This is a genomic window from Brevibacillus jepli (genome assembly GCF_047229145.1).
GTDB lineage: Bacteria > Bacillota > Bacilli > Brevibacillales > Brevibacillaceae > Brevibacillus.
Window position 1 is genome coordinate 16,162 of the sequence record NZ_JBFEFW010000018.1, and the last position, 13,900, is coordinate 30,061.

Below are 13,900 nucleotides of genomic sequence, written 5' to 3' on the forward strand. Positions count from 1 at the left end.
AACTTATGGTGATGATCTGGAGAGGTGATGATGGCTCTATGTAAGCTCTTTACCTGTTGTATAATAGGGAAAAATTGAAAAAGATAGGGGAACGAGAATGGGGATCAAGGTTTTGATCGTGGAAGATGAGGAGAAGATCTTGTCGCTGATGGAAACGTTCCTTCAGTCGGAAGGCTACGAAATCTTTACCGCGCAGGACGGGAAAACCGCTGTCCAGCTTTATACCCAAATCAAGCCGGATATCGTCATTCTGGATTGGATGCTCCCCCATATGAATGGTCTGGATGTATGTCGGCACTTCAGACAGCAAGGCGAGCCGGGAATTATCATGGTGACGGCCAAAACAGAGGAAACAGATAAAATCGTCGGCTTGGAAATGGGAGCGGATGATTACTTGACGAAGCCTTTCAGCTTGCGGGAACTATCCGCCCGAATCCGCTCTTTGTTACGAAGAATGAACAAGGGTGGAAACAATCACGAGCGGCCTTCTGTCCTCCGAAGAGGCGAACTAACCATTCACGAGGAAAGCTTGCAAGTATTTAAAGGCAATCAGGAACTGCGGTTAACCCCAACCGAATTCAAGCTCCTTCACCTGCTGGCATCAAAGCCTGGGCGGGTATACAGTCGAATGCAATTGCTTCAGCACGCCTTCGAGGAAGAATTCGTCATCGACGAACGAACGGTTGATTCTCATATCAGCAAGCTGCGCAAGAAAATAGAGGACGATGCCGACCATAACGTGTATATCCAAACGGTTTACGGGTTCGGATACCGGTTCGGAGCCCACCGTGAAAATTAGAACGAAGCTGATGCTGTCGATGAGCATTTTAATCGTCTTCATCATGCTCAGCCTACTCGCTGTCACGCACGTTCAATTTTACATTCATCGCGATTTTGCTTATTTGGAGGAAAAAGCACGTTTTGATTCGTTACGGGATGAGTTCGAGCAATATTATGTGAATCACGGTGAATCCTGGGATGGGATTGAGGCTCAGGCCGGAGCATTCGAGCATAGCCGTGATTTTGTCGAAATTGGATTAGTTATAGAAGATAAGATGCTTTATCAGCAAGGGAGCTTACATCTCCGTGATCTCCGCGACCAAGGCTATAAATTGACGTTATACGGCCACAATGAGCAGAAAATCGGCCGACTCTATGTCATGAATGACGCCCAATATAAAACGTACGAATTCAAAACGATGTGGTACAGCACTCTACCTGCCATCGCTCGAGTATCGATCCTCTTCACTTGCCTTGCCGCTTTGGTCACCATTTTCATTTTGTCGTGGAGGCTGACCAGACCAATCCGTGAGATTATCAAAGGAATTGATTTGATCAAAGGCGGGAAACAAGAGGTTTCCTTTCCCGTTCATAGAAAAGACGAATTCGGGGCGATTTCGAGAGCTTTACAAGAGATGAACGATAGCCTCGCAAGCCTGGAACGCTCCCGAAAGCAGTTGCTATCCGATGTTACCCATGAATTGAAAACGCCGCTCATGATTATTCAGGGGGAGCTGGAGCTCGCCCAAGATACGGGGACCGCTCTTTCCTTGGAAAAGCAATCGTCACTTCTCGATGAAGTATTGCGATTATCTCGCATGGTGAATGAAGTGCTGGATTTATCCAAGCTGGAGGCTGGCGGCACGGAGCTGTATCCAAAAACCGAGAATCTCGTCATGATTCTGAATCAGTTGGTGGAGAAGACCCAATTCTTAGCGGAGGATAAGCACATCCGTTTCACCACACATATCTCGGAGGAAGCCATTGAGGTGTCCGTAGAGAAGCAACGCATTCTTCAGGCTCTTTACAATCTCGTGATCAATGCCCTCCATTACACCAATCCAGGGGGATACGTAAAGCTGCATGTTGACCGGGTGTACAGACAAGACCGCCAGAACGAGTATGTCCGAATCACGATAGAAGACAACGGAACGGGCATACCCGAAGAGGAGCTGCCCCATATCTTCAACCGCTTTTACAGAGCAGACCATTCCAGGGCTCGTCCAAACGGCGGAACTGGTCTTGGGCTCGCGATCGCGCAACAGAACATCTTCGTGCATCACGGGTGGATCGAGGTACATAGCGAGGTGGGGAAAGGTACTACGTTTTCGGTGTTTTTGCCCACACTTCCTGTTGTCAGTGAGTGAACGTGTTTCAACAAGCAAAAAACACGCCTCGGAGGCGTGTTTTTTACCTGGTAACGGAATGGAGGCGCTTTGCGATCGCTTCCACCAATTCTCTCGTTGTCTTGGGCAGATTGGATTTCAGAATGGAATTAATCATGGGACCCTTCACGCCATGGGCGGTGATATCCAGACACCCCGTCATTTTCGTCCGTGCCTCACCCAGTGCCTTCGCTTTGAAATAACCCTCTCCGGTAAAATTCCCGCTGATCCCTGTCAGGTTGAACCTTACCTGAGTTGGCGGAGTCCATTCGGTGATATCCACTTGCAGGCTGATCGTCTTCTTCATGATGCCGATATCGCCTGTAAACGTCCAAGCGACACGACGTTCATTGATTACCTCGTGGCTGATGTAGCCAGGTACCAGTGGAACCCAATTCTCCACTATACTCACAAACTGCCATACCGCCCCGATGGGCAGATTCAGCTCCACATCATGTATTCCTTGAGGCATGATTTGCTCATTCCTTCCCCCAGTGTTCTTTGGTATCTTGTTATGTTTATTGTCGGAACACGGGAGATATTTCAGGAATATGGCGAGTTAATCCCACCAAAAATACCATACATCCTGTTTCATTAGGTAATCGGCGTAATGCCCTAATGTAGGAAAGTCATCCAACAGATACTGACAAAAGATAAGAAAAAGCAAAAAGAAAAATGCTTGGATTCCCAAGCATTTATGATTTGGCAAGAAACTGTTCCGTAAAGATTTTCAGCAAATATTCGAGTGTGGTCGGATCACTATAGGTAGACGCTTCCGTGTCGATCTCAATGATGCGATTTTGTTTTACTGCCGGAATGTTTTTCCATGTCGCGGACTGCAAGAAATCATTGGTACTGCCATTTCTTCTGCTGAGGATGAGATAATCACCAGCATATTCAGGAATCGCTTCCGTCGATAGCTTATAGTAACCAGCACCGAGAGCGTCCTTTTGTACTTTGTCCGGCATGTTTAAGCCCATCGCTTGATACAGGATTTCCGTGCCGCGCGCCCAGTTATTTCCGAATACATAAAAATCTTTCGTGTCATACTCGAAGACAGATACCGTTGCGTTTTCACCGATTTTTGCTTTAATTTGTTCACCTGCTGTTTTTGCACGGTTCTTGAAATCATCAATCCATGTCTGGGCTTCCTTTTCCTTGTTCAATAGCTTGCCGATCTCCAACTGCTGCGACAAGTAATCCAGTTTGCCCCACGTAAACACGACAGTCGGCGCAATTTTACTTAGCTGATCCAGATTTTTCATTTCTGCTCCCGCCACAATCAGATCAGGCTTCAGGGCAAGAATTTTCTCCAAATCTGCATCCGATACGACTTCCACGTCTTTTAATTTTTCTTTGAAAAGCGGATTTTGCTTCGTCCATTGATCTACTCCGACAAGCGCCCCCTCCAAAGATACAATATTCGGGGCATTGGTAAGACCGACGATTCGTTTCGGTTGGGCAGGAACCTCGACAGGTCCTTTTTCAGATTGGTAAATTACCGTTCCCTCTTTCGTTTCGTTGCCTGCCGCTGGTGTCTCTGACTGTCCAGGTTGAGCCTGTTGAGCTCCGCAAGCACTAAGCAGGAGCATAAACATGAGCATAACAGGGATAAATGCTTTTTTCATTGTAGGATATCTCCTTATTCATGATTCTAACTTCATGAAAGTGATTATCAATCGCAATCACTCACCTACTATAGTAATTTCTCTTCTACTTGTCAATATTGGAAACTTCACGAGGTTTTGCCTTCGCTAGTTTGCGCAAAACGTGAAAAAACAGATAGTTCATCCCTTTTGCTTGATAAGCAGTCTGATTGAAGCTCCCGATGAGATAGATGTCCAAGGCAGGAAAATAAAGCATGTAGCTGCCACTCGCCCCTAAGTGTCCCCACCCCGTGTACTTTTGCGTGAACGGAATCATACGCATCCGCATGAGTCCATAACCATAATCCATGCCGATCCGCATGTTGTTCCACTGCTGCATCATCTCAAGCGTTTCTTTTTTGATCATCTGATTTTGAACCAGTGCTTTCATGAAACGAAGCTGGTCTTCCATTGTACTGACTGTTTGTCCTCCTGAGTAGAAGCTGCTAAAGCTGCGGTAGTTTTCTACGTTTATTTTCAACTCATCCATATAGAGATGGGCTACCGGATGCTCGCATTTCACGCAAGGCTCCGAATACTGAGATAGATAAGAGTGATGCATGTGTAGTGGCTTGAAAATATAGTCATGAAGAACTTCATGAAAGGACTTGGCTGTGATTGTTTCAATAAGGAGACCTAAGAGGTTGTATCCCGTGTCCGTATAATGAACACGTGTTCCGGGAGCAAAGCGAGGTTGTAAGTGCTCTTTTGACCAATGAATCGTTTCTTGTGGCGTCCAAAAACGCGAGGAATGCTCCAGTATCTCTTCCAGAAATCCTTTCCCCGCTTCGGCTTTTCTTCAAAGAAATCCGGTAAGCCAGAAGTATTGTTCAGGAGATGTTTGATCTTAATGTCATGTGCGTGGTCTTTCCCTTTCAGGACGTGCAGGTCTTTGACAATCTCGCTCGGTAAGTAATTGGCGATCGAATCTTCGAATTTGACGAGCCCTTGTTCTACTAGCATTGATAAGATAACAGCCGTAAAGGTCTTACCCACGCTAGCCGTATGGTAGGGCTGGTTTGGGTTGGCTGCCACTCCATCTATACTTCCGGCAGCCATAGGCCAGTGGATGTCCAGCTTCTCTGAATGGATTAACAGATAAACATTGTGTAGCTTGGGATCAATTGCTACTTTTTCCTTCAGCTTGTTTTCAATCTCACTCCTTATCATTTCATTGCTCATTCGTTTCCCCCCACTTCGTTCACCTGCAAAATTCCAATGCAGCCTTTACTGATAAGCTATGTGCATTCTCCTGCCAATTATGAACATAGGAAGCTTTCCAGCTATAATGAAAGGAATAGGTCAGTGGCAAAGGGGGATGAATCCATGCTTTTTAAAAATCACATTCTGAACGGAATTGCTGACGGCACTGTCTCGCTTGCATTTCGTCGTTGGAAGCAGGCGCGTGTCAAAAAGGGAAGCCAGCTTCACACTCCGGTCGGGCTGCTTGAGATCGGGTCTGTTACCGTCGTTTCCGAACTGGACATAAACGAATCAGAGGCCATTTGTGCGGGATATTCCACGCCTGAGGAACTGTTGAAGGAAATGCATTCTTTTAGCCGTGAAGGCAATATCTATCGAATCGAAGTGACCCGTGTTGGCCCTGATCCAAGAGAAGCATTACGGGAGCAGGACGACCTGACGGATGAACAATTTGAGGAGTTGCATACTCGGCTTAAGCGGTTGGACAATGCCAGTTCTTCCGGACCTTGGACGGCTGTTTTCCTAAAGCTGATCGACGGTCATCCTGGAGTCAGAGCGGCAGAACTGGCTGCCGAAATTGGTTGGGAAACGGAGAAGCTGAAGCTGAATGTGCGTAAACTGAAAAACCTCGGGCTTACCATCAGTCTTGGGACTGGGTATCGGATATCACCGCGCGGAAAATCGGTGATGAGTAAGCTCGGTATCGAGTGAAGCTGCAACCAGTAGTATGACCATTCATCATAATACCGACCGTTGGTTTGCAAATAGTCGTTTAAAGGAATTACGCTGCATCTCAAGAAACTAAGTAAGACGCATTGTAAATCCTTGAAGAGGGGTATGACCATGACAAATGAAGCGGTTAAAGAAATCATTGAAAATTATGTGCAGGCCTACAATTCATTTGATGTCGACGGTATTGTGAAACGATTACATACGGATATTGTGTTCAGGAATTTTTCTAACGGTGAACTGGACACGGAGACGAGAGGAATCGAAGCGTTTAGAGAACTAGCAGAAAAATCAGCGAATATGTTCTCTAGCCGTCGTCAAGTCATGATTGACTACAAAGCGATGGATGACAAAGTAGAAGTACAGATTGACTATGAAGGAACACTCGCAATTGATTTGCCTAACGGATTAAAAGCTGGCGATACGATCCAATTACAAGGGAAGTCCATCTTTCAAATGAAAGCAGGAAAAATCTCACTGATTGAAGACTACAGCTAAATCACACAGCCAAACGCTTATCCATAAAATACAACGATATCGACACAGGAAAGACCCCAATTTGTTCACTTTCTTCCCCCAAAAAAATGTTAGGATAAAGTATCACTTCACAAAAAATGAGGAGAGTAACAAGTGAGGGTACATCCAATCTACATTTTACGACTAACAGGTCTTTTAGATGGCCTTTCCTTATTAGTTCTGATGGGCTTAGCGATGCCTTTGAAATACATGTGGGGAATAGACAAAGCGGTTACCATCGTAGGAAGCATTCACGGTGCGATATTTTGCTTATATGCACTGGCGATCTTGTATGCTGCCATTCGTGTAAAGTGGAGTCTGCTATGGTCTGCTGCTGCACTACTCGTCGCATTTATCCCCTTTGGGAACTTTTTTCTGGATCGCAAGCTGAAGAAGGCACAAGACACGTATCCTCTGAAGCCATTTAACTATGCTCTACTCGTGTACGGCATCGTCTTTTTTTCGTTCTTTGACTTATTCTCTCAGTTGCCCGTTATGAGTACGTTCGCGGCTTCGGTTGGCGCCAGTTCATTTGTGGTAGGTTTTGTTATTGGTCTGTATTCGTTGGCCAATACATTTGGCAATATTATCTCGGGCATGATGACGGATAAAGTTGGTCCTTACAAACCATTATTGATCGGATTGCTCTTATCAAGTGGTGCCTTGTTGCTTTATCATCTCGTCGATCAGCCACTCATTTTGATCATCGTTCGGATCATTCACGGCTTTGTGGCCGGATTAATTGTTCCAGCAGCTTTTACATTCTCTGCGAATACCACTATACAAAACGAGCAAGGGCGAAAAGTCGCCTTCACCGGTACTTTTGTCGGACTAGCCGCTATTATCGGTCCTGCCTTCAGTGGTATTATGGCAAGCAAAACATCCGTACCTTTCGTCTTTACGTGGGTAGCTGCCATGGGTTTTCTACTAGCCATCCTGTCGATCATTTTTCTTCGTTCGTATCAAACGTTGAAGAAAGAGAAGCTTGCCAGTGACATTCCATCATCAGCCCTGATCTTTAATGCTGGTGTGATAAAGGCTTACGGCGGTGCCTTTTTGCTCATGTTTTCCCAAGGTGTGATCGCTTATCTCTTGCCCTTGCATGTTCAATCACTTGGGTATGATTCAAAATTAAGCGGTACGTTATTGAGCACTTTTGGGCTGATTGCCGTTCTGCTTTTTGTGCTTCCTACCAATCGGATTTTTGACCGGGTTGCTCCATCCAAAACGATGGCGCTTGGAATAGGCTTCATGGGTGTGAGTCAGCTGCTTATGAGCCAATCCTCCACGACATTGGCGCTGTACTTCGTGTTAGCTCTATATGGAGTAGGCTTTGCTTTCTTGTTTCCCTCTGTGAATACGATGCTCATTCAATCTACGCCGGAAGAGTTGCGCGGGAAAGCATACGGATATTTATACGCCTTCTTCTCTCTCGGTGTTGTTGCGGGGTCTTCGCTCTTAGGCTGGCTGTCCTTCTCTATTGCGGAAGGTTTTCTGTTCACCGGAAGCCTGCTTCTTGTCTTTGCTGCTTTCATTACCATGCATAAGCAACGAGAGCGACTATTGAATCACTAGCATCATCCCTTAACTGAAAGAAGGTACCGTTCGTTATGATCGGTACCTTCTTTGCTTTGTGGACACACTTGCCCTTTTGTCACTATTTTACAGATACCTGGCAAGACGAAAGCCCAGATCATCCATTCGAAACGTACGCATTCGTAACAGGAACCGGTACGAGCAAAAAAGAGTTCATCTCTATTTCACCTGGCTTAACTTCTCGATCGCCTGCTCTTCGGTCGGCAAGAAAAAGATGTCGTTTCCGTTGTTGGATTCATAGATGAAGTCCTTTAAGCTTTTGCTTGTATACACCGAAAAATCTCCGACGATCGCCACTTTCACGCGATAATTGATGAACTTCTGAAGGATTTCACCTGCTAAGCGTGTTTTCAAATCGAAAAAGCTTTCGTTAATCAGTGATTTGTTAAGAATGATACGATTACTGTCTGCTTCATAATGTACGGTTGCGATCAGGTCCAATGCGGACTGCACATCAATAATCAATACCTCGGTTCCACTCAAGATCGCAATGTTTCCCCCGGCTGCTTCTACCTTCTTAATTTTCATATCCATCCTCCTTCGTTTATCCATGAGTAAACTTGCTTACGTAATCCTCACAAATGTATCGGTTGTATTCGCCCCTTACCGGTGGAATGCTTGCCACTCGGAAGTCGTCTTATTGCCGTAATCAAAACACATCGTTACATGGCAAGTGCTTGGCGACTGATCCGATATTGCCCCGGTGTCAGCCCCGTCCATTTCTTAAAAGCATTTTGAAAGGCGCTTGGATCTGAAAAATGCAGCAGGTACGCAATCTCTCCGATGGAATGCTCCGCTTGCTGTAAATACCCCATCGCCATTTCTTTGCGGACATTCGTGGACAATTCATGATAGGAAGTGTCCTCTGCCTTTAGTTTGGCTTGCAGGGATCTCGTACTCATATGAAAAGCAGCGGCTGTCTGCTGTAAGCTCGGAAAAGCCGCAGGCATACATCCCATCATCCATTGAAACACACGGTCCGAAAATTCCCGTCCTCTAATCTGCTTCTCTCTAATTTCTTCCGCGATTGGTTCAAAAGCTTTACGCAGCCGGACATCTGAATACAGAATCGGGTATTGCAAAACTTCTTTGCTTACCAAGAGTCCATTTTCTTTTGCACCAAAGTAAGGCTCCATTCCGAACAGATTCAAATAAGGAGCGATATCGGCCGTAGCGTCGTGTGTGAATTGTATCGCCTGTAGCGGAATGGCGCGATGGCTCATACGGACGATCAAGTGATACAAGGAGCTGACCATATCTTCCATGCAATGTCGAGACACGCTCCCAGGGCTTTGTCTATGAAACCGCAGGAAAACATCGTTCCCCCGCTCCTCCCAATTCAGCTCGTACCCGCTGCAAAGAATCACGTGATACCGCTGATACGCCTTCAATGCATCGACGATTCTCTCCGAATGCATCATGACATAGCCAAGAATGCCCAGATCGGCAATGTCGGTTAACTGCCCTTGATGCAATCCGAAATGATCATCCTGCGTATAAATGGCTGCTGCCTTCATCAAACGCTCGAGCTCCGCTTCGGCAATGTGCGCCTCTACATCTTTTAGCAAGCTACTGTCGAAAGCTATATGGTCACAAAAACGCTCAAAATCAAGCTTCTTGTGAGTAATTGTCTTCATAATCGGATACACCATCGAAATCGCAAACCCTTGCGCATTTTCCAAGTACGGCACCTCCTTTGCGTGAATCCACAACATTTATGCGCTTTCGAGCATTCATCTGCTCCCTTTCACACGATATGCTGAATACAGTTCAGTTTACCACGATCTGTCGGTTATGGAATCAACTCTACAGGGGGACAAGAAAATGAACATTCTCGTTATCATCGGACATCCAGATCCCGAGAGCTATTGCTCTGCGTTGGCACACGCTTATATAAAAGGAGCCGCAGGCCAGACAGCACAGATTCGCACCATTGATTTGAGCCAAATCTCTTTCGACCCAAATTTGAAGTACGGATATCGGAAAAGAATGGAGCTGGAGGATGATTTAAAAGAAGCGCAGGACCTCATCCGTTGGGCGGATCATCTGGTCATTGTCTATCCGACCTGGTGGGGCACCATGCCAGCTATCTTAAAGGGTTTTTTCGATCGTGTCTTACTACCAGGATTCGCCTATAAATATCGGGAGGGTTCGCCACTCTGGGATAAGCTGTTAACGGGCAAAACCGCGCATGTGATTGTGACCATGGATACCCCATCTTGGTACAACCGATTGATCTACTGGCAAGCCGGACATCTCGTGATGAAACGCAACATATTGAAGTTTTGCGGGATCAAGCCTGTGAAGGTTACGGAGATTAGTGGGGTGAATGCTGCGTCGGAGGTAAAGCGCAAGAAGTGGCTGGAGAAAGTGCGTCTGCTTGGGTCGAGATTTGCCTAAGCGGTATGATGAAAAAAGCCGAACCACTCTCAACCGGCTAAAACAAAAACACAAGCATATCCCCGCGCTGTCCCTTTTCACATTATCACTGGAATGATTTCCTAGGCAAATTAATAGTACGAAGTGTATTTATTATCTATCTAATTCTGAGTATGATAGATAATAAAAAAAGAAAGAGGCTATCAGATGGATTCTACACTTTCATCAAGAAAAGCAACAAAGACGAAAACCCTCGTCATCAACGCACTTTTTATCGCTTTTACTCTCGCAGCCACCATGTTCATCAATTTACGACTCCCGATCATGGGTAACGGTGGCCTCATCCATCTCGGTAACGTTCCTCTTTTAATCGCTGCCTTTGTGTATGGCAGAAAAACAGGAGCCATCGCAGGCGCTTTCGGAATGGGCCTCTTCGACCTGATCTCTGGCTGGACTGCCTGGGCACCGTTTACATTCGTTATCGTAGGTGCAATGGGCTATGTAGCCGGACTCATCGCCGAGAAGATGCCTGGCAATCGCGTCGTTGTTTACTCACTGGCAGTTGTCGCTGCACTGGTGATTAAAATCGTGGGATACTACTTTGTTGAAGTGATCCTGTACGGGAACTGGATACAGCCATTCGGCTCCATTCCTGGGAACGTTCTGCAAGTGGTAGTAGCCGCTGTAATTGTCATCCCATTGGTAGGACGCTTGAAGAAGATTGTTGGTCAAGGCTAAAACAGAGAAATCGCTCAGAGGACCATCTATCCCTTGAGCGATTTTTCGTATTTCAATGATATGACGGATAATCACCATTGCCGCTCCCTGCCCTCTGAATTCAGGAGCGGTTCCGACAAAATCGATGGAGCCTTTAACAGGCGAAGGGTCAGCCAACGTAGCTTCAAATTCTTTTTTCAAAAAGAGTCCGGCGAGTGTGCCCTTTACAAGCCCCAAGTGCTTTCGCAGCTCTTTTGGATTCAGTTTTACCGAAGGGACATTAGCGTCTGAGCATGCAGCCATTCCGGCAACTTTGCGATCTTCCGTTACTGCTACATAAAATCGATTCAAAGCGAACATGTGGGCAAAAGCTCTTGCAATGGTTTGTTTATCCTTGGAAAAAAAGCCAAGCCACTGTGTGAAGCCCTCTGCAAAAATCCGGGACATTTGCTCCCTTGCATCGAATGCTACTTGGTCCGCCCTGATCACTGTAAAATGCACGGTTATTCTCCTTCCTTATACAGAAAAGAAGTGAGGATAGAGGGTGAAGGCATCGTGAAGCTGTTCTTGATCATCAATTTCATCGTAGCTAGCCCATGAAGTGTCGCATAGAAAAATACGACCATTTCATCCGGGTCCCCCAAACGGAATTCGCCAAGCTCCTGCCCTTTCTTGATCAGCTTGGCTGTAGCGCGAAACATGTTGTCGCTAAGCCGTGCGACCTCGTCTTGTTTTACGCTTGTTCCCCCTGCCGATTGAAACGATTGCGCCATCAGGATCAGCAAATTCGCAAACTCTTCGCCTGTCATCATGTCGTTGTATATTTCATTCACAAACTGTTCCATTAGTTGTTTGGGCGAAACACCCGACTCGAAAAAATCAATGTTTTTACTCATGCCTGCAAGAGCGTAGTCCACCAGTTCGTCAAACAAGATTTCTTTTGATTTGTAATGCCGATACAAAAGTCCAATGCTGATTCCAGCCGTATCCGCGATGTCCTGGACATTCGTAGACCCGAATCCTTTTTGAACGAACAGCTGCATGGCAGCCGATTGTATCTTCTGTTTTGTCGCGTTGCGCATTTGTTCATATTGTTCTTTGGTGCGGGGCATTGGACGACCTCGTTTTTTGAGTGAGTTTTTACTCATTATAAAATGATCAGTGGTCAAAAGCAATGTTCTCCTGTGGTAAGATGTGGTTATCCAAAATAGGAAGAGGTAGGTTAGATGACTCCCAAAATCCTCATCGTGGAAGATGATCGGGAAATTCACCAGTTATTGACCGCTTTTTTGCAAAAAGACGGCTATACGACAATCTCCGCCTATAACGGTCAGGAAGCAATGAACCTCATCTCCCAGGAGCACTTTCAATTGCTCATCTTGGATCTGATGATACCTGATCTCGACGGTTATGAAGTTCTCCGTCGCTTGCGGACAACAAAAGACATCCCGGTCCTCATCCTCTCCGCCAAAAGTGAGGAAGTAGACAAAATCATCGGGCTCGGGCTAGGTGCAGACGATTATGTGACCAAACCATTCGGCCTTGGTGAGTTGTCCGCGCGAGTGAAAGCGATGCTTCGTCGCTATATTTATTTCAATCAACAGGAAAAAGCAGATGGCCCATCAATCCTTACCCATGGCGACCTCGTCATTAACCTCCACACCTATGAAGTCACTTCCGGCACCGACAAAATTCCCCTTACTGTTAAGGAATTTGAAATTTTGAAGCTATTCCTCTCTTATCCTTCTCGCGTGTTCACCAAGGCGCAAATTTTTCAATCCGTATGGAAAGAAGAATCCCTGTCAGACGAAAATACGGTCATGGTACATATTCACCGTCTGCGCACGAAAATTGAGCCGGATCCATCCCAACCGCTCTACATTCAAACCGTCTGGGGTATCGGCTACAAGCTTGGGGAGGGGACTCATTAATGTCTGCCTACCTTCACCTATTGATCACTTTCCTATTATTCTTCGTCTGTACTCTTCTGCTCTTCCGACATTGGCAAATCAATCGACAAGTAGCCAAAGTGAGTGCCCGCCTCGAAGAGATACGCCAAGGCGACATCAACCAGCGCATTCGCATCCCGACAACACGAAAATCAATGAATCAGCTCGGAGCAAGCATCAATCGTCTGATCGGCGACTTCCAGCAAAACATCGAGAAGCTTCATTTACTCGAAAGTGAACGCAAAAAAATGATCGCTCATCTTTCCCACGACTTGCGCACTCCACTGACAGCAATCCTCGGCTATGTGGAAATGATGCAACACGATCAAACATTGGCGGAAGCTACTCGTGAGAAATACTTACAAATCATCTCTGCTAAAGGGATGAAATTAGAGACATTGATCAGCCATTTTTTTGAACTAGCCAAACTAGAGACAGATGATACACCTCTCCCCCTTGCGAAGGTGGATATGATCGACAAAATCCAAGAGGCACTCCTCTCTTTTTACCATTCCTTTCAACGCTTACAGATCACCCCACAGCTTCACTATCCAGAACATCCCGTCTTTGTACTTGGCCATGCACAAAGTATGGAAAGAATATTGAACAACCTATTGTCCAATTCGCTACGTTATGGAGCGAGTGGCGGCGTGATTGGCGTTCATGTTCGTGAAGAAAAAGATACGGTCTGGGTAGACGTATGGGATCAAGGTCGTGGGATTTCTGAGGAGGAAATGCCGCATATTTTTGAGCGACTGTACACAGGGCAAGCTGCTCGAAATGCTACCCAGCAAGGCAATGGCCTAGGTCTGCCCATCGTCAAAAAACTTGTAGAGAAGCAAAATGGAACAATCGTCGTCACAAGCGTGAAAAACGAGAAAACTACCTTTTCCTTCAGCTTATCCAAGAGCAATGAACCTTCTGAAAACGTAAGAGAAACGTAAGAAACCGTTCATTCGAATGTAAGCCATTTTTTGTAAGATGAATCCTAACCACGAGA

17 protein-coding genes are annotated in these 13,900 nt (G+C 46.0%); 9 read left to right on the plus strand and 8 right to left on the minus strand.

Going from position 1 to position 13,900, the window contains the following annotated elements; all coding sequences use genetic code 11:
* Nucleotides 1-97: 97 nt before the first annotated feature.
* Both AB1L17_RS19335 and AB1L17_RS19340 read left to right on the plus strand, forming a co-directional pair.
* Entirely contained in the window at nt 98-799 is a 702-nt protein-coding gene (locus AB1L17_RS19335; protein ID WP_412846816.1) for a response regulator transcription factor, read from the plus strand.
* A complete protein-coding gene (locus tag AB1L17_RS19340) occupies nt 789-2,147 on the plus strand; it encodes a sensor histidine kinase (protein ID WP_412846815.1) in 1,359 nt (452 codons plus the stop codon). The genes AB1L17_RS19335 and AB1L17_RS19340 overlap by 11 nt, the downstream gene beginning before the upstream one ends.
* A gap of 43 nt (nt 2,148-2,190) precedes the next feature.
* On the opposite strand, the gene AB1L17_RS19345 is transcribed toward AB1L17_RS19340, so the two are convergent.
* The 5 genes from AB1L17_RS19345 to AB1L17_RS19365 form a co-directional block, all read right to left on the minus strand.
* Nucleotides 2,191-2,637: an SRPBCC family protein gene (locus tag AB1L17_RS19345; RefSeq protein WP_412846814.1), complete on the minus strand. Its 447-nt coding sequence runs from the start codon at nt 2,635-2,637 to the stop codon at nt 2,191-2,193.
* A gap of 87 nt (nt 2,638-2,724) precedes the next feature.
* A complete protein-coding gene (locus AB1L17_RS19350) occupies nt 2,725-2,874 on the minus strand; it encodes a DUF4253 domain-containing protein (protein ID WP_412848879.1) in 150 nt (49 codons plus the stop codon).
* Nucleotides 2,861-3,793 carry an iron-hydroxamate ABC transporter substrate-binding protein gene (locus AB1L17_RS19355; RefSeq protein WP_412846813.1) on the minus strand — a complete coding sequence of 311 codons (933 nt, stop codon included), beginning with the start codon at nt 3,791-3,793 and terminating at the stop codon, nt 2,861-2,863. Before AB1L17_RS19355 ends, AB1L17_RS19350 begins: the two co-directional genes overlap by 14 nt.
* Before the next feature lie 85 nt (nt 3,794-3,878).
* Nucleotides 3,879-4,532, minus strand: a complete 654-nt coding sequence (locus AB1L17_RS19360; RefSeq protein WP_412846826.1) for a serine hydrolase domain-containing protein — start codon at nt 4,530-4,532, stop codon at nt 3,879-3,881.
* Nucleotides 4,448-4,993, minus strand: a complete 546-nt coding sequence (locus AB1L17_RS19365) for a serine hydrolase (protein WP_412846812.1) — start codon at nt 4,991-4,993, stop codon at nt 4,448-4,450. Before AB1L17_RS19365 ends, AB1L17_RS19360 begins: the two co-directional genes overlap by 85 nt.
* 144 nt (nt 4,994-5,137) lie before the next feature.
* Here AB1L17_RS19365 and AB1L17_RS19370 point away from each other — a divergent pair, with 144 nt between their 5' ends.
* The 3 genes from AB1L17_RS19370 to AB1L17_RS19380 all read left to right on the plus strand — a co-directional run bounded on the left by AB1L17_RS19370 (nt 5,138) and on the right by AB1L17_RS19380 (nt 7,834).
* The gene (locus AB1L17_RS19370) at nt 5,138-5,725 is read left to right on the plus strand and encodes an ASCH domain-containing protein (protein ID WP_412846811.1); all 588 of its coding nucleotides are present in this window, start codon (nt 5,138-5,140) and stop codon (nt 5,723-5,725) included.
* Nucleotides 5,726-5,857: 132 nt separating this feature from the next.
* A complete protein-coding gene (locus tag AB1L17_RS19375; protein ID WP_412846810.1) occupies nt 5,858-6,241 on the plus strand; it encodes a nuclear transport factor 2 family protein in 384 nt (127 codons plus the stop codon).
* Nucleotides 6,242-6,373: 132 nt separating this feature from the next.
* Nucleotides 6,374-7,834, plus strand: a complete 1,461-nt coding sequence (locus AB1L17_RS19380; protein ID WP_412846809.1) for an MFS transporter — start codon at nt 6,374-6,376, stop codon at nt 7,832-7,834.
* A 180-nt stretch (nt 7,835-8,014) separates the two neighbouring features.
* On the opposite strand, the gene AB1L17_RS19385 is transcribed toward AB1L17_RS19380, so the two are convergent.
* A complete protein-coding gene (locus AB1L17_RS19385) occupies nt 8,015-8,383 on the minus strand; it encodes a DUF4180 domain-containing protein (RefSeq protein ID WP_412846808.1) in 369 nt (122 codons plus the stop codon).
* A gap of 134 nt (nt 8,384-8,517) precedes the next feature.
* Nucleotides 8,518-9,537, minus strand: a complete 1,020-nt coding sequence (locus AB1L17_RS19390) for an AraC family transcriptional regulator (RefSeq protein WP_412846807.1) — start codon at nt 9,535-9,537, stop codon at nt 8,518-8,520.
* A gap of 142 nt (nt 9,538-9,679) precedes the next feature.
* Between AB1L17_RS19390 and AB1L17_RS19395 the strand changes: the two genes are divergently transcribed.
* Both AB1L17_RS19395 and AB1L17_RS19400 read left to right on the plus strand, forming a co-directional pair.
* Nucleotides 9,680-10,255 carry an NAD(P)H-dependent oxidoreductase gene (locus AB1L17_RS19395; RefSeq protein WP_412846806.1) on the plus strand — a complete coding sequence of 192 codons (576 nt, stop codon included), beginning with the start codon at nt 9,680-9,682 and terminating at the stop codon, nt 10,253-10,255.
* Nucleotides 10,256-10,441: 186 nt separating this feature from the next.
* Nucleotides 10,442-10,972, plus strand: a complete 531-nt coding sequence (locus AB1L17_RS19400) for an ECF transporter S component (protein WP_412846805.1) — start codon at nt 10,442-10,444, stop codon at nt 10,970-10,972.
* A 482-nt stretch (nt 10,973-11,454) separates the two neighbouring features.
* Here the strand turns inward: AB1L17_RS19400 and AB1L17_RS19405 are convergent, their stop codons facing one another.
* Nucleotides 11,455-12,063 carry a TetR/AcrR family transcriptional regulator gene (locus tag AB1L17_RS19405; RefSeq protein ID WP_412846804.1) on the minus strand — a complete coding sequence of 203 codons (609 nt, stop codon included), beginning with the start codon at nt 12,061-12,063 and terminating at the stop codon, nt 11,455-11,457.
* A 114-nt stretch (nt 12,064-12,177) separates the two neighbouring features.
* Here AB1L17_RS19405 and AB1L17_RS19410 point away from each other — a divergent pair, with 114 nt between their 5' ends.
* Nucleotides 12,178-12,882, plus strand: a complete 705-nt coding sequence (locus AB1L17_RS19410) for a response regulator transcription factor (protein WP_412846803.1) — start codon at nt 12,178-12,180, stop codon at nt 12,880-12,882.
* On the plus strand, nt 12,882-13,844 hold the full coding sequence (locus AB1L17_RS19415) for a sensor histidine kinase (protein ID WP_412846802.1): 963 nt from the start codon (nt 12,882-12,884) through the stop codon (nt 13,842-13,844). Before AB1L17_RS19410 ends, AB1L17_RS19415 begins: the two co-directional genes overlap by 1 nt.
* Nucleotides 13,845-13,900: the final 56 nt, after the last annotated feature.

Coding starts and splice junctions, on each gene's coding strand:
- AB1L17_RS19335 (WP_412846816.1), top strand. CDS start 98: ATGGGGATCAAGGTTTTGATCGTGGAAGATGAGGAGAAGATCTTGTCG.
- AB1L17_RS19345 (WP_412846814.1), bottom strand. CDS start 2,637: ATGCCTCAAGGAATACATGATGTGGAGCTGAATCTGCCCATCGGGGCG.
- AB1L17_RS19355 (WP_412846813.1), bottom strand. CDS start 3,793: ATGAAAAAAGCATTTATCCCTGTTATGCTCATGTTTATGCTCCTGCTT.
- AB1L17_RS19365 (WP_412846812.1), bottom strand. CDS start 4,993: ATGAGCAATGAAATGATAAGGAGTGAGATTGAAAACAAGCTGAAGGAA.
- AB1L17_RS19370 (WP_412846811.1), top strand. CDS start 5,138: ATGCTTTTTAAAAATCACATTCTGAACGGAATTGCTGACGGCACTGTC.
- AB1L17_RS19375 (WP_412846810.1), top strand. CDS start 5,858: ATGACAAATGAAGCGGTTAAAGAAATCATTGAAAATTATGTGCAGGCC.
- AB1L17_RS19385 (WP_412846808.1), bottom strand. CDS start 8,383: ATGAAAATTAAGAAGGTAGAAGCAGCCGGGGGAAACATTGCGATCTTG.
- AB1L17_RS19395 (WP_412846806.1), top strand. CDS start 9,680: ATGAACATTCTCGTTATCATCGGACATCCAGATCCCGAGAGCTATTGC.
- AB1L17_RS19400 (WP_412846805.1), top strand. CDS start 10,442: ATGGATTCTACACTTTCATCAAGAAAAGCAACAAAGACGAAAACCCTC.
- AB1L17_RS19405 (WP_412846804.1), bottom strand. CDS start 12,063: ATGCCCCGCACCAAAGAACAATATGAACAAATGCGCAACGCGACAAAA.
- AB1L17_RS19410 (WP_412846803.1), top strand. CDS start 12,178: ATGACTCCCAAAATCCTCATCGTGGAAGATGATCGGGAAATTCACCAG.
- AB1L17_RS19415 (WP_412846802.1), top strand. CDS start 12,882: ATGTCTGCCTACCTTCACCTATTGATCACTTTCCTATTATTCTTCGTC.